Raw genomic sequence first — 13,865 nt, forward strand, 5'->3', positions numbered from 1 at the left:
ATGATGTTTTCCATCACCCAAACAAAGGCAAATTATTTGCACAATCCCAATTCTGAAAGCCATGCACAGCAAAGCTTTCAGGGGTTATTGCAGGTGGTTAGTTTTGTCTGAGTTATCAAACCTATTCACTCGAAATTACCAGAGGAATAACAATGGCATATCCTAACGATCAACAAGGTAAAGCACTTCCTTTCTTTGCTCGTTTCTTGTCCGTAAGCAAAGAGGAATCTTCCATCAAGTCTCCTGAGGAAGGACGTGAAACACTCAAATACCCTTCTGACTGGGAAGAGTATTAAACTCAGATCACTTGAGTAATTACAGCACTTTTCTTGATTACACCGTACAGACAAAAAGCTAAAAGCTCCACTAAGCAAGGCTCGCAGCCAAAAAACTATACGTTGAGATCCTGAGAAGTGCTGTCAACTAAATTTAGTAATTACTCAAGAAAAAACCAATACTGCAATAAGTCAAGCAAAAGCAAGACTTTTTGCAGCATTTTCTTGAGATTAGGATCAATAAAGACCGACCCAAAAGCCTTAAGATGGGTTAAAATGTAAGGACTTGCAATTGACATGAAAGAATCGCCTAAAGTTGTTTTATTGTTGACCCATAGCGGCGATTTTTTCACGATTGACCGCGTGGCTGAGGCGATAGAAAAAAAAGGAGCCACACCTTTTCGCTTAGATACCGATAAATTTCCCTTAGAGGTTCAATTAGCAGCCCAATTTAATGGGAAAAAAAGTTTTTATCAATTAACCTATAACCATCAATCTATTGATAGTCAACAGGTGCAATCTGTTTGGACAAGACGTATTTGGCAGCCTGAACTAACAGGGGATTTAGATCCTCAGTTTCGGGAGGTTTGTGTGCGAGAATCCCAGACGACTTTGGCTGGTTTTTGGGATAGTTTAAGGTCAGCGCGTTGGTTAGATAATTTAGCGCAAATTGAGAGGGCTAAAAATAAGTTATTACAACTTCGTTTGGCCTCAGAAGTTGGCTTGATTATTCCCCCCACTTTAGTTACCAATAATCCTGATGCTGCCCGGAAGTTTTTTTCCCAGGTTCAGGGAAGAATGGTGAGTAAATTGTTAACTGCGATCGCCCGCAGTATGGAATCGCCGGAATTTTTTCTTTATACCAGTAGGGTGAAAGCAGAAGACCTTGAGGAAGCGGAATCTTTACGTTATTGTCCTATGGTTTTTCAAGCGGAAATTCCCAAACAATTAGAATTGAGAGTTGTCGTGGTTAATGGACAGACATTTGTGGGTGCTTTAGATTCTTCTCAGTATAATAATTCTGCCGTAGATTGGCGAAGACCGGGTATTGATCCTGGTGCTTGGCAACATCATACTTTACCCGATTCACTATTGCAGCAACTTCAGATTTTTATGGCTAATTTAGGGTTGAATTTTGGGGCGTTTGATTTTATCTTAACTCCTGGGGGAGAATACGTTTTTTTAGAAGTTAATCCCTGTGGTGAGTGGGGAATGTTAGAACGGGATTTAGATTTACCTATTTCTAATGCGATCGCTGATTTTTTAGTATGCTAAAAATCAAACCAAAACCTAATCAGGATTTTGAGGATTTTAGGATTATCAAGATTCTCAATCCAAAATCTAATCAGGATTCTCAATCCCAAATCATCAAGGAAATCTATGACCGTTTTAATTGTTACTTTTAGCCACGATAATGAAAGTATTCCTCTGGTAATCAAAGCCATAGAAACGATGGGGAAAAAAGCCTTCCGTTTTGATACCGATCGCTTCCCTACAGAGGTGAAAGTTGATCTTTACTCAGGCGGTCAAAAAGGCGGAATTATTACCGATGGAGACCAAAAATTAGAGCTAAAAGAAGTTTCTGCTGTCTGGTATCGACGCATGAGATACGGACTAAAATTACCCGATGGGATGGATAGTCAATTTCGCGAAGCTTCTCTTAAGGAATGTCGGTTAAGTATTCGAGGAATGATTGCTAGTTTATCTGGCTTTCATCTTGATCCAATTGCTAAGGTAGATCATGCCAATCATAAACAATTGCAGTTACAAGTAGCGCGACAATTAGGTTTATTAATTCCGGGGACTTTAACTTCTAATAATCCTGAAGCTGTCAAGCAATTTGCTCAGGAGTTTGAAGCAACGGGAATTGTGACTAAAATGCTTTCTCAATTTGCTATTTATGGAGACAAGCAAGAGGAAATGGTTGTTTTTACCAGTCCTGTTACTAAGGAAGACCTAGATAATTTGGAAGGTTTGCAATTTTGTCCAATGACTTTTCAGGAAAACATTCCTAAAGCTTTGGAATTACGCATCACTATCGTCGGTGAACAAATATTTACGGCGGCGATTAATTCCCAACAATTAGACGGTGCTATCTACGATTGGCGAAAAGAGGGAAGAGCGCTCCATCAACAATGGCAACCCTACGATTTACCGAAAACTATTGAAAAACAACTACTAGAATTAGTGAAATATTTCGGTCTCAATTATGGTGCAATTGATATGATTGTCACACCAGATGAACGTTATATCTTTTTAGAAATTAATCCCGTTGGCGAGTTTTTCTGGCTAGAACTTTATCCTCCTTATTTTCCCATCTCCCAGGCGATCGCTGAAATCCTAGTTAACTCATAAACCAACAAATACAGAGCCAGAGTATTTTATCGCATCGACGAGGCTCTGACTCCAGATTTCCCCCCCGACTACTGACTTGAAAATAGAGGCTGAAATAACGCAACATACTAAATCCGTTGAGTATAGGCTAAATATCAGGAGAGATACTCCTACAAGGGGAGTGACTCTTAAATTATTACAGATGCGTCAGCGGCTGCGTGTAAGCATCCCACCGAAAAACTAATGCGCGGGGGGTTTGGGGGCGGCGCCACGCCCCCAACGGGGGGTTTGGGGGGTAGAACCCCCCAAAAGCTTGGATTGAGTGATCAAGTGGGAAGTAATACGGCCATCCGTTAACCCCACCAACAAACTTTTTCAGCAAACCCTACTTAATTTCCAGACCAAGACTTTCTCTCGTGCTTCTATCAGATCCATGCCTATTTTTTCTAAAACTCGCTTTGAAGCTATATTATCGGGAGCGCAGCCAGCGGTCACTGTTTGCATACCAGGTTGAGAAAGTGTCCAGTCCATCATTGCTTTTGTCGCCTCAGATGCGTAGCCTTGTCGTCGATATAACGGCGCTACTTGATAGCCAATTTCTACAGCATCTGTGGGTAAACCTGTGACATCAGGAATAATTTTGATCATCACATGACCAATAAGGGTATTTTCTGTTTGATGAATAATTAAACTCCCCCACCCCCACTCATTTTGTAAGGGGAATTGCAGCAAAATATTCGCAATATCAGGGAAAGCTTGAATCAATTCTTGTTCGGCCCAGTCAGCTGCAACTTTTATCCCCAAAATTGTTGCTAATTCATCGATACCTATAATTGCGGCCTTGAGAAGTTCAAGCTTTAAGGGGACTAAATATAATCGTTCCGTCACCAGTTTTTCCAGTGCTTTCATTTGATAAAATTCCTATACCAGTTATCAGTTAGTAGCTTGTTAATCAACTTACCCAGCAAAAACCTGATTCTCTAGTTCTCCTGAGAGGGGAAAGTCTGAATACTCTGTCTCAATTTCAATCTGTTTGTCACCCCATTAGCTATATTCTCACCCATTTTAAGGTTTTTGGGTCTTTATCGTAACGATAATTAAAACCATCTTTGGCAGTAATAATTTTACCTAAACTGGCACGACTCCGGACGTTACTTAAAGAATAATCAGTTAGGGACTGCATTTGTTGATGGGACAAACCTTCGGCTATTTCAGAAACTCCGGCAATTTCCGCATCATGCTCAGTTTTAACCTCAGACAAAGTCTCTATTTTTACCGACGAAAAATTTTCTGATTTTTTTGACATCATCACTAGGTTATTCACTTTTTTGCGCTGATAATCTTCTACAGTTGACAGCTGCCAATGGGAATTTTCTGTTAACTCTAAGACCCATCGATGATAATTAAATAAACTTTCCCGATGACCAACACTAATAAAGGTGGTTTCACTTTCCTGTAATTGCTGATATAAGCTGGCTTCATTGGCCAAATCTAAAGCGCTGGTTGCTTCATCTAAGATAGTAAAGGTAGGTTTAGTGATTAATAGTCGAGCAAAAGCTAATCTTTGTTGTTCTCCGAGGGATAAAATCTGTTCCCAATTGACTTGTTTATCCAAGGTATTTTTGTCAGTTAATAAATGTTGCAGGTTGACTTTTTTTAAGATGTTTTCTAATTCTTCATCGCTCACCTGCTCATTGGTATGGGGATAAAGTAATTGCTGGCGTAAAGTGCCAAGGATAATATAAGGACGTTGGGGTAAAAATAACATTTTAGCTAAAGGAGGACGAACTAAACGACCACTACCTGCTTTCCATAAACCGGCGATTGCTCGTAACAAGGAACTTTTTCCTCGACCACTGGGGCCAATAATCAGTAAGCTTTCTCCCAAAGGGACAGAAACCGATAAATTCTCCACGATTACCTTTTCATAATCGGGAGTTTGTAGGGTAAAATTTTCAAAAGCTAGACGATTATCTTCCAGGGTGGTAATACGACTTAAGTTTTTCGGCTCTTCACTGGCAACTTTTAAGGCATCTGTCAAGGTAGCTAACCGTTCAATATAACTTGAAACTTTACCCGATGTTCCCCATTCAGTAATTAATTGTCCCAAGGCATTAGAAAAAAGGAAACAGCATAAACTCGCTTGACTTATTTCCCCATAATCGATTTCGTTTTTAATAAACATCGGGGTCAAAATAAACATTGAAAATACACTAATCGCTGACTGATAACCTCGATTAAAAAGATTATTAAACCGTTCCCAATTGATCAGTTTTTCCGAGCTTTGAATAACCCGTTGAAAACGGTCTTCAATGATTTTTTCTTCCTGCTCTTCTCCCTGAAAAAAAGCAATTGATTCGGCGTGGTTACGCACATGGGTTAAAGCATAATTATAATCAGCTTTATTATTAAGCTCCGATTGATTAATTTTGTTTAATTCTTGAGTTAGATAAATTGCTATGAAATTTCCTGCGATTGTATAAATTATTAGATAAACCGCAATTTGCCGAGAAATTGTCCAAAGAATAATCGCAAAAGTAATCATTTGCAACCCTTTTTCCACGAAGGTAATTAACAACCTTAGGGTCATGGTCGTAATTGGTTCAATTTCTTGAGATAATCTTTGATCGGGATTTTTTAAAGCTGAGGTAAAATCAATGTTATAATAAGCGCGATCATTGAGATATTTTTTAACGGTTTGTTTGGTTAACCACTTATACCAATCCAATGCCACTTTGCGACGAATAAATTGAGAAAAAGCAAATAACCCCGTTGTTCCTATAATCAACAAACTGGATAACCAAAGCGTATTTAGATATTTAGAAAGATCTCTATCTTCAATAATAATATCGAGTACATAACGATTCCAGTAGCTACTAAAAGCTTCTACCCCGACTGTTGCCAAGATACTTAAAAGGATCAAAGCTGACATTCCCCAAGAAATGATCACATCTCCAAAGGCACGTCCATTTAACTCCGTTGGATACCAATAGGGTTGAGCGACAATTTTTAGGCTTTCCCAAAATTGACCAAATAGTGAAAAGGGATTATTGGCGGACTGGTCGGACACAACAGGGTTTTCCGTTGCTTGTTTAGTAGTATATTGAGGCATCTAGATCCAATTGGCAGTTCTTTTACTGTTCTCTTGACAACTCGCTATCATATTGTAGCGGCAGAATTACCCGCTTTTGTCTTTTGATAACATTTTTATCTAGAAGATGAAAGCCAGCTATGGTCAGAAAGCTCTGACATAACTAAGAACTACTTGACCCACTTTTGTTACTGTGGCAGTCTAGATGCTGTTTACTGGTCACTGAAAAACCCCCTTCTCTCAATCTCCGTCATCCTCAAAATGATTAGCTAACAGGAATTTTTGACTGGTATTCAACTTTTGCCAAAGCTGGTTAATTTTCTCGTAAGCTTCCGTGGAGGTAAGCTTTCCCCCACTGTGTAAACCAGCGATAAAAGAGACTCTCAGGGCGAATTCCTGCAAATTAGCGTTAAAAACTAAATTTTGTGGCGTGAATAAACCCCTGTAGCTGGTTTTAGGGTAGAGAAAGTTATCTTTAGAATTGAATTTTTCCATTGTTACCGACCCCCAGTATAGGATACCTACATTATTATATGTTTAACCTTTTGTTAACCCAACCTTAACCTAAGAATTTAAACCTGTCCCTAGATTCTTAAGAGAGTAGCTGCTGAACTTGATTAGCCGCCGCTATCCCAGAAGTTAAGGCCGTTTCTAGGGAAGAATTTCTCGATAAATCTCCCCCTTGACACCAATCACCACAGGCAACTAGAGGTAAAGGACTATTAACACTTAAACAGGGTACAGCTAAACCCTGACGGACTAAAGCATAACGCCAACGGTGCAGCTGAGACCAATCCGGGAGAGGCAAAGAAGCACGAGAGAGCAAATCTAGCTTAACTGCTTCTAAATCCTCGCTATCGAGATATTTAACCGCAAAATCGGCACTACTATGCACAACAAAGACATAATCAGGGGATGATTGCCGTTTACTGCTATCAAGTCCTAACCAAGCGATATCGGTGGAGGGAGCAACTGCGGGTAAAGAATCGCCATAACCCGCCATTACCGTTAAACAGGGATCGTAAACGATTGATCGCAATTCTGGCATAGTAGTTATATGAGAGTTTTCTAACAATAACGCTGCTTGCGGGGCGGGAATAGCCAGGACAATCGCCGAAAACTCCCCCCGAATTTGACCGTTATTGTTTAAAACCCATTTTCCTTGACGATTTTCCAGACGAGTAACCAGAAAATCTCGGTCAATTTCTAACCCTTGAGCTAAAAATTTCGCCACGCTATTCATGCCAGAAGGAGCAACATAGCTAGAATCAAACCAAGAAGTAACTATATTCTCTCTCAGTAGATTATCAATTAAAGCCGCCGTTTTTTCCCCCTGAATAGTCAAAAAAGGCAAGCCATGATCCACAGCCATCTCTTGATTAGCTCGATTAACCCGTCGCGTGGCTAAACGACCACCAATGCCTCTAGACTTATCAAATAGCTTAACAGTATAACCTCGATCGCACAACTGACGAGCGCAGGTTAACCCGGCTAAACCCGCACCAATGATCCCAACCTTAATCGAAAAATTTGTCACTAGCCTTCCTAACCCCGTCAACCCTTGAGTTAATATTAGTATTAATCAGCACTAGCGAAACTAAGTTGATTATTGGGGCTGAGGAGGAGAAACCACATTGGACGAACTACGCACAGCTTTGGAGTTAGCCACCGAGGAGGAACTACAGCAAATCACTAACATCCTCTTTTGCCGTCGTTTTAACCCTCTCGATTATCTACGAGCGCCGGACGCAATCGCCGTTCAAAGTCAAGATTGGGATAGTTGGTTAGATAGCGTCGAGGATCGTTTTCGTTATTTGGCTGCCGACGGTGTGACAGTATTAAAAGGTCAAACCGAAAAAGTTAGTTATCGTCAAATTCTCGTCCGTGTCTGTCATTTCCTCAAGGTTCCCTACTCCCAAAAAATGCCGACAACGGAAATTGAAGCGGAAATCTATCTTCACCTCGTTAACAAAGCTTGGAAACGTCTCCCCCCATCGGAACAAAAATCCCTCTCGATTCAAATTCAAAAAGCACTCGCGGATTCCCACACTCCCCAACCCTTACCCGTTCACCTACAACACAATCCCCTCGATATAGTCCTCAAAGGCGGCAGCGTCATCGCCGTTAATTCTATCCTGAAACCGATTCTGCTCAAACATATCGCTGGGCAGTTCGCTCTCCATTTTGCCCGCTATCAAGGGGCAAAAACTGCCCTAGTCCAGGGTGGGGCAATTGTTAATCAAATCGCCCTACAAACGGCTAAACAGGGCATGACTAGAGCGGCAGCCCGCTACGGAGCCGTCAGAACCGTGTTAAGTTTGGTAGGACCGGCTCTATGGGGTTGGTTTATTGCTGATCTCGGTTGGAAGGCGATCGCCACTGATTACGGCCGGATTATCCCGACTATTTTTGCTCTTGCCCAAATTCGTCTGACTCGTGAGGATTGTTGGCAACCTGCCTAGCTTGACATCCTCGCCGCCCTAAAAGTGCGGCGATTCCTAAACCTCACGATTTAAGTTTCTGCTTCCACCACCGTCGCATACCACAGTTAAAAAACCATGTACTGTCTTACACAGAGTCCACAGACTTTCGCCCCATTTCAGAAGCCCGATTCCGTGTGTCCCACGGTACGTTGACCGCCTATAGCTTCTTGTACTTGTTGCGCGCGACTTTTTACCCGGCCAAGCTTTTCTGGTCGGAACCCCCTAAGCCGAGTTTTCAAGGTGCTGCGCCGTCCACTTGGTTTTCGAGACTGGCCTTTTAATTCTAACGTAAAGCTAACCTAGAACGGCGGGGTTTCAGACCCAAAATTTCCGATGAAAAAGATTTTTTGTCAAGGGTGGGAGTGGAATTTAATACTTTTTTCAGTTTTTATTGCCATGGTCCTGCCGGAGTTGGCGGGTATCGGCATTATTATCGTCTTAATAAGGGTTTTTACTGGCAATTTTCGGGCAATTATCCAGTCACGTCTCAATCAAGGTCTCGGTATCGTCACTCTTTGGTTAATGATTAGTGCCAGTCTTTCCCCAACTCCGGGGGATGCTTGGATTGGTTTAGGAAATTTTCTGCCTTTTTTCTTCTTTTTTAGCAATATTCGGCAATTAATTAAAAAACCCTCTCAATTGCGTCAACTAGCTTGGGTGATGGTTATTCCGTCGGTTTGGGTAGTGGTGATGGGATGGGGACAAATTTTTCTCGGTTGGCAAAAACCGGAAGCATTAAAAGGGATTTTTACCTGGCCCTACGGAGCGGGGGGCGAACCTTTGGGGCGGATGTCTTCGGTTTTTATGTATGCTAATCTTCTGGGGGCTTATTTACTCATAACTGTGATTTTAGCGATCGGTTTATTAATTCTAACTTGGCGGCAGTGGCACAGACAAAGAAATAACCTTTTAAATCTCAAAGTCGGGTTTTTAACTTTAACCATATTTATCGACAGTGTAGGGCTATTTTTAAGCAATTCTCGCAATGCTTGGGCCTTAGCCTTTTTAGGTTGCCTAATTTTTGCCCTTTATCTGGGTTGGAATGCCTTAGTCGCTGGTTTTGTCCTCTTGGGAGGGATGATTTCCCTTGCTTCTTGGGGACCAAATCCTTTCAGGGATAGTCTGCGTTTTTGGGTTCCTAGGGCGATTTGGGCGCGATTATCCGATGAAATGTTCCCCAATCGCCCTCTAGCTACTCTCAGATCAACTCAATGGCGTTTTACTCTAGAAATGACCCAAGAAAGACCCCTATTCGGTTGGGGATTACGCAGTTTTACACCTCTCTACGAAAAAAGTCAGGGATTATGGTTAGGTCATCCCCATAATTTATATTTGATGTTAATGGCAGAAACGGGAATTATCGGCTTAATTTTGTTGTCTGTTTGGGTGGGTTGGATTTATGCCCAAGGGGTGCGTTTATTTATCTTTCTACGGCAACAAAAAGCCGGGGGGGAGTTAATTATCTTTACCTATCTGGTGGCCTTTGGTGCTTGCGTTTTATTTAATCTCGTCGATGTCACCCTCTCCGATGTCAAGATTAATACTATTGTTTGGCTTCTCTTGGCTGCCATTGCTGGTGTCAGTCAAAGGTTAAATTATGAATTATGAAGTGAGAAGTGGGGTGTAGGGTGTGGGGTGTAGGGTGTGGGGTGTGGGGTGTGGGAAGTGGGGAAGTGGGGAAGTGGGGAAGTGGGGAAGTGGGGAAGTGGGGAAGTGGGGAATTGGGGAATTGGGGAATTGGGGAGAGGGGAGAATAAATAAAATAATCTCCTGAATAAGGGTGCATCCCACACTTGCAGAAATACCAACAATCAGCAATTATCAGTGACTCTTAAATTAGTACAAAAATATTAACAATCGCGTGTAAGCATCTCACAGTTAACCTAATGCGCGGGGGGTTTGGGGGGTAGAACCCCCCAAAAGCTTGGATTGAGTGATAAAACCGAAAGTAATGCCCAATTTTAGGAGAAAGTTTCCCCTTAAAAATCCCAAATTAGTAGATTTACCAAAATGAGATGCACCCCCTGAATACTGATAACTGAATACTGGCTCCCCAAAACGAAAACTTCGCACCTCACCATTAAGATAACTGCTATAAATAGACTTTTAATAACCAAAGAAAGAAAGGAATAGTCAGAAAACTAGCAAGGGTAGTGACCACAACTGTGCGGGCCATCAAAGCGGCCGAACCACCGAATTCTGTGACTAAAATGACAGTATTAACGGCGGTGGGCATGGCACTCTGTAGGATAAGAATTTTTAGATCCATACCAGTTAATCCTAAACTATTGCCGATCGCAAATGCCAAAAGAGGCGCGACTAAAAGACGCAAACCGGCCCCTAATAATTCTAATTTACCGATCGCTAATTTTTGCTGAGATAATTGGATACCTAGGATAATTAAAGCCAAAGGAATTGCCGCTTCTCCTAGATAGCTAATACTTTTATCTAATTGCAGGGGAAGATGAAAAGAGAAAGTTTGAAAGCTAATGCCGATAAAAATTGACCAGATTAAGGGCAAGCGAAAAACTAGGCGAAATCCTGAAAGAAAGCTTTTTCCTCGCAAATAAGCGGGACTAATACCAAATAAAAGAATACTAGAGCCAATCATATAGATTATCGCTCTTTCCAGTCCGGCCGCACCCAGGGCAAAACTAGCCACCGGTAAACCCATATTACCGTTATTGGGCATCACAGCGGCAGCCATGAGGCTTTTGCGGGTATCGGCATCGAGACTGAGACAATAGGCCATAATTTCGACGACAATCGCCATTACCAGTGAGATAAGAGCAAAGCCTAGGAGAATTAAACCGATATTGCTGCCGGATAAAGTGGTGCGATAGAGTCCATCAATCACCAAAGCGGGAGCAAGAATATACACCGTGATTTGGGAAAGGGAATGCACTTCAACAGTGAGAACTTTTCCTGCTATCACACCGATGAGGATAATAAAACCCACTGGAATAATAGCGGAGAGGATGACAAGCATTAATCAAGTAAAAAGTAAATAGTACATAGAAAAAAACTGATCTGATTTTTTAACGGATTTCTGTTATATCTTCATATAAAGATGCGATCGCACAGTGAAAATCGATACTAGCTAGATAAATATCTGCTCCTTTGCTGTAGGGATAAAGAACCCAGAATCCTTCATCATTGCGACGAAAACAATCCACACTGATGCGTTCTTGACTGATAAGAACGTATTCTTCTAAAGTTTCAAGGGAACGATAGTCGGCAAATTTATCGCCCTGGTCAAAGGCAGCCGTAGTGGGGGATAATACTTCTACAATCAAGCGCGGATAACGGATAAAATCTTCCGAGAAAGACTGATTATCTCGCGAGTCGCAAGTGACCACAAGATCGGGATAAAAATAACTATTAGCTATTTCTAGACGAACTTTCATATCTGTGGCATAGACAAGACAACCACTACCCCGCAGCCGGTTTTTTAAAAGTGTGGCTAAGTTGATAATAATCATACCATGGGCTTTACTTGCACCAGCCATGGCGTAGGTTTGACCGCGAATGTATTCGTGTTTATCCTTGGCTATTCTCTCCGTTGCTAAATAATCTTCTGGGGAAAGATAGTTATGGTCAAAGTTAGCAATCATTTGGTTAAATCACCTTTATTGTCTCTAAAATCAATTCTAACTCTCGATCGAGGAGCGGTACATTTTTAAAATTTGACCAGAAGTCTGATTTAAAGTTAGTATTTCTCTTTCATTTTACCGAACCTTATCAAAGATATCACTAATCAAGTATCTTGTGTGGGCAATAAAGGTATTAACAAGTTCAATAGTTCAGGAATATTGCGTCGAATAACCTGCCAGACGATATCAAGATCGATCCGATCATATTGATGGGCGATAATATCTCGCATACCGGCGATGTCGTCCCAAGGAATTTCTGGATGTTGTTTACGAAATCCAGGGGATAGGCGCTTGGTAGCTTCTCCCATAATAGTAATTTGATAGAGAATTGCGGATTGGGTGCGTAAATCCGATTCTAGTAGTTCCCGATCCAGTTGCTCGGCAAATTGTTGAGCTAATTGACCTGCTCGGACAATATCTAGTAAAAAAGCCTTATCCCGCCACATAAATCACTTGCGCTGTCCCTAAAATCTCTCGTTGACGAATCCAATTATGACTCTGCTCGATCGATTTTTTCGTTAGCAAATCAACTTTCCGTCCCAATAAATTCTCTAATTCCCGTTTCATCCTCGAAAACTCCAGAAGTCCCCAAGAAACACTATCTTGGAAACTGACCAGTATATCAATATCGCTATCTGGACGAAAATCTTCCCGCAAAACCGATCCGAATAAACACATTTCAGATATCTGCCATTTCTGACAAAATTCGCTGATTATTTGCTGGGGTAGTTCTATTTTCAATTTTTTCACCTCCCTGTCACCAGTAATCAGTGATCGGTTTTCAGATTTAAGGAGAATTATCGCTAACCACACGAAAACCAATATCATAGAGTCCAGCAGTAGCCATAAATTTGACTCGGTAGGCCGAGCGACATTTGTTAGGGCCATCATTCCAGGAACCCCCGCGTAAAACTCGTCTGTCCCTATCTTCTATTGTGGCTGCTTCGTAGTTATCGCGCCAGTAATCTGCACACCATTCCCTGACATTTCCGTGCAAATCGTAGAGTCCGAAAGGGTTAGCGACGGCAAACATTCCCACCGGTGTGGTTTCCCTGCGATCGCAGCCTAGGGAACCTTCCCCATAACGACCAGAACTGCACACTTTGCCGCCATAATCCCAGTCCACCCCGGAATAGTTGGCTAAATCCGTGGAAATTGTCGGGCCGAAGTGGAAGGGGGTGGATGTACCTCCCCGACAAGCGTATTCCCATTCTTTTTCTGCGGGTAAACGATAATTCAGTCCGGTGAGACGGGATAGGCGATCGCAAAATTCCACCGCTTCCCACCAGTTAATTTGTTCTACGGGGCGATCATAACCTTCAAAATGGGCCGGATAGGGATTAAGTTCAATATTTACTGCTTCTAATTTTGCCACCTCGCGCCATTGTCGTTGGGTGATTGGGTAGCGACTTAGACAAAAAGCCTGAATATTAACCAGAGATTGGGGACTTTGACTCAATTTCCAGCCTAACTCGCTTTTGGGCGCACCGATGAGGTATTGACCGCTAGGGATAAAAATCATTTCTAAAAAGGTTTTTTTGCTTAAAAAATATTTATAACCTCGATTAGTGACTTTTTCCCGTTTAATTTTCTCACCTTTGCCATTAACAGTGACCACTTCATCGATAAAATCCAACCATTCTCCCATTCTGCACCCCTCTATCAGTTATCAGTCGATCGGGTTAAGCTGCGAGCCTAGAAAAATCTCGAAACCTACCAGTTATAAGAATAACAAGACTTCGATCGATTACCCGAATTAACTCTTGCTGTTTTTTTCCTTACTAGAAAATTAGAAAAATGGATAACTAGGCACGGAATTGCCCCAAGTTGCCTCTAATTCATCGATCACAAAAGATACGTCCAATAGATCATTTACAAAACTAAAGTTTTGTGTAGTCGATCTTGACAGTAGAGCCTCCTAGCGATATATACTAAAAGAGGTTGGATTCTGTAACAATCCATACCAAAAAAAACGAGGGCATTGAGACGACCAAACAGTTCATAAGCCGCCTCATGACCTCAGAACCAT

At 41.7% G+C, this 13,865-nt stretch carries 14 protein-coding genes; 5 read left to right on the forward strand and 9 right to left on the reverse strand.

From position 1 onward, the window contains the following. Positions 1-152 precede the first annotated feature (152 nt). From ACQY1Y_RS14160 to ACQY1Y_RS14170, 3 genes are all read left to right on the forward strand, one after another. Positions 153-296: a microviridin/marinostatin family tricyclic proteinase inhibitor gene (locus ACQY1Y_RS14160; RefSeq protein WP_430012985.1), complete on the forward strand. Its 144-nt coding sequence runs from the start codon at positions 153-155 to the stop codon at positions 294-296. A 276-nt stretch (positions 297-572) separates the two neighbouring features. Continuing rightward, the gene (locus ACQY1Y_RS14165; RefSeq protein ID WP_430012986.1) at positions 573-1,550 is read left to right on the forward strand and encodes an MvdC family ATP-grasp ribosomal peptide maturase; all 978 of its coding nucleotides are present in this window, start codon (positions 573-575) and stop codon (positions 1,548-1,550) included. A gap of 105 nt (positions 1,551-1,655) precedes the next feature. After that, on the forward strand, positions 1,656-2,630 hold the full coding sequence (locus ACQY1Y_RS14170) for an MvdD family ATP-grasp ribosomal peptide maturase (RefSeq protein ID WP_430012987.1): 975 nt from the start codon (positions 1,656-1,658) through the stop codon (positions 2,628-2,630). Between the two features lie 354 nt (positions 2,631-2,984). On the opposite strand, the gene ACQY1Y_RS14175 is transcribed toward ACQY1Y_RS14170, so the two are convergent. The 4 genes from ACQY1Y_RS14175 to ACQY1Y_RS14190 all read right to left on the reverse strand — a co-directional run bounded on the left by ACQY1Y_RS14175 (position 2,985) and on the right by ACQY1Y_RS14190 (position 7,237). Beyond that, entirely contained in the window at positions 2,985-3,518 is a 534-nt protein-coding gene (locus ACQY1Y_RS14175; protein ID WP_016517284.1) for a GNAT family N-acetyltransferase, read from the reverse strand. A 139-nt stretch (positions 3,519-3,657) separates the two neighbouring features. Beyond that, complete coding sequence (locus tag ACQY1Y_RS14180; RefSeq protein ID WP_430012988.1) at positions 3,658-5,721, reverse strand: ABC transporter ATP-binding protein/permease; 2,064 nt, start codon at positions 5,719-5,721, stop codon at positions 3,658-3,660. A 219-nt stretch (positions 5,722-5,940) separates the two neighbouring features. Further along, positions 5,941-6,195 (reverse strand): DUF7219 family protein, encoded by a 255-nt coding sequence (locus tag ACQY1Y_RS14185; RefSeq protein WP_069474630.1) that lies wholly within the window; start codon positions 6,193-6,195, stop codon positions 5,941-5,943. Positions 6,196-6,292: 97 nt separating this feature from the next. Next, on the reverse strand, positions 6,293-7,237 hold the full coding sequence (locus tag ACQY1Y_RS14190) for an NAD(P)/FAD-dependent oxidoreductase (protein ID WP_430012989.1): 945 nt from the start codon (positions 7,235-7,237) through the stop codon (positions 6,293-6,295). A gap of 97 nt (positions 7,238-7,334) precedes the next feature. Here ACQY1Y_RS14190 and ACQY1Y_RS14195 point away from each other — a divergent pair, with 97 nt between their 5' ends. Beyond that, positions 7,335-8,162 carry a YaaW family protein gene (locus ACQY1Y_RS14195; protein WP_287700561.1) on the forward strand — a complete coding sequence of 276 codons (828 nt, stop codon included), beginning with the start codon at positions 7,335-7,337 and terminating at the stop codon, positions 8,160-8,162. Positions 8,163-8,516: 354 nt separating this feature from the next. After that, positions 8,517-9,791 carry an O-antigen ligase family protein gene (locus tag ACQY1Y_RS14200; RefSeq protein ID WP_316577086.1) on the forward strand — a complete coding sequence of 425 codons (1,275 nt, stop codon included), beginning with the start codon at positions 8,517-8,519 and terminating at the stop codon, positions 9,789-9,791. A gap of 484 nt (positions 9,792-10,275) precedes the next feature. On the opposite strand, the gene ACQY1Y_RS14205 is transcribed toward ACQY1Y_RS14200, so the two are convergent. From ACQY1Y_RS14205 to ACQY1Y_RS14225, 5 genes are all read right to left on the reverse strand, one after another. Continuing rightward, the gene (locus ACQY1Y_RS14205; protein WP_430012990.1) at positions 10,276-11,172 is read right to left on the reverse strand and encodes an AEC family transporter; all 897 of its coding nucleotides are present in this window, start codon (positions 11,170-11,172) and stop codon (positions 10,276-10,278) included. A gap of 49 nt (positions 11,173-11,221) precedes the next feature. Next, the gene (locus ACQY1Y_RS14210; RefSeq protein ID WP_430012991.1) at positions 11,222-11,797 is read right to left on the reverse strand and encodes a Uma2 family endonuclease; all 576 of its coding nucleotides are present in this window, start codon (positions 11,795-11,797) and stop codon (positions 11,222-11,224) included. Positions 11,798-11,940: 143 nt separating this feature from the next. Continuing rightward, a complete protein-coding gene (locus tag ACQY1Y_RS14215; RefSeq protein ID WP_002734383.1) occupies positions 11,941-12,282 on the reverse strand; it encodes a HepT-like ribonuclease domain-containing protein in 342 nt (113 codons plus the stop codon). Then, complete coding sequence (locus ACQY1Y_RS14220; RefSeq protein ID WP_002733690.1) at positions 12,269-12,577, reverse strand: nucleotidyltransferase family protein; 309 nt, start codon at positions 12,575-12,577, stop codon at positions 12,269-12,271. The genes ACQY1Y_RS14215 and ACQY1Y_RS14220 overlap by 14 nt, the downstream gene beginning before the upstream one ends. A 46-nt stretch (positions 12,578-12,623) precedes the next feature. Next, the gene (locus tag ACQY1Y_RS14225) at positions 12,624-13,484 is read right to left on the reverse strand and encodes a formylglycine-generating enzyme family protein (protein ID WP_430012992.1); all 861 of its coding nucleotides are present in this window, start codon (positions 13,482-13,484) and stop codon (positions 12,624-12,626) included. Positions 13,485-13,865 lie beyond the last annotated feature (381 nt).

This window comes from Microcystis ichthyoblabe FBCC-A1114 (genome assembly GCF_050500245.1).
Lineage (GTDB): Bacteria > Cyanobacteriota > Cyanobacteriia > Cyanobacteriales > Microcystaceae > Microcystis > Microcystis ichthyoblabe_A.

What these genes read in the sequence shown, in the direction of transcription:
- ACQY1Y_RS14160 (WP_430012985.1), top strand. Translation starts at nt 153, where the DNA reads ATGGCATATCCTAACGATCAACAAGGTAAAGCACTTCCTTTCTTTGCT.
- ACQY1Y_RS14165 (WP_430012986.1), top strand. Translation starts at nt 573, where the DNA reads ATGAAAGAATCGCCTAAAGTTGTTTTATTGTTGACCCATAGCGGCGAT.
- ACQY1Y_RS14170 (WP_430012987.1), top strand. Translation starts at nt 1,656, where the DNA reads ATGACCGTTTTAATTGTTACTTTTAGCCACGATAATGAAAGTATTCCT.
- ACQY1Y_RS14175 (WP_016517284.1), bottom strand. Translation starts at nt 3,518, where the DNA reads ATGAAAGCACTGGAAAAACTGGTGACGGAACGATTATATTTAGTCCCC.
- ACQY1Y_RS14180 (WP_430012988.1), bottom strand. Translation starts at nt 5,721, where the DNA reads ATGCCTCAATATACTACTAAACAAGCAACGGAAAACCCTGTTGTGTCC.
- ACQY1Y_RS14185 (WP_069474630.1), bottom strand. Translation starts at nt 6,195, where the DNA reads ATGGAAAAATTCAATTCTAAAGATAACTTTCTCTACCCTAAAACCAGC.
- ACQY1Y_RS14200 (WP_316577086.1), top strand. Translation starts at nt 8,517, where the DNA reads ATGAAAAAGATTTTTTGTCAAGGGTGGGAGTGGAATTTAATACTTTTT.
- ACQY1Y_RS14205 (WP_430012990.1), bottom strand. Translation starts at nt 11,172, where the DNA reads ATGCTTGTCATCCTCTCCGCTATTATTCCAGTGGGTTTTATTATCCTC.
- ACQY1Y_RS14210 (WP_430012991.1), bottom strand. Translation starts at nt 11,797, where the DNA reads ATGATTGCTAACTTTGACCATAACTATCTTTCCCCAGAAGATTATTTA.
- ACQY1Y_RS14215 (WP_002734383.1), bottom strand. Translation starts at nt 12,282, where the DNA reads ATGTGGCGGGATAAGGCTTTTTTACTAGATATTGTCCGAGCAGGTCAA.
- ACQY1Y_RS14225 (WP_430012992.1), bottom strand. Translation starts at nt 13,484, where the DNA reads ATGGGAGAATGGTTGGATTTTATCGATGAAGTGGTCACTGTTAATGGC.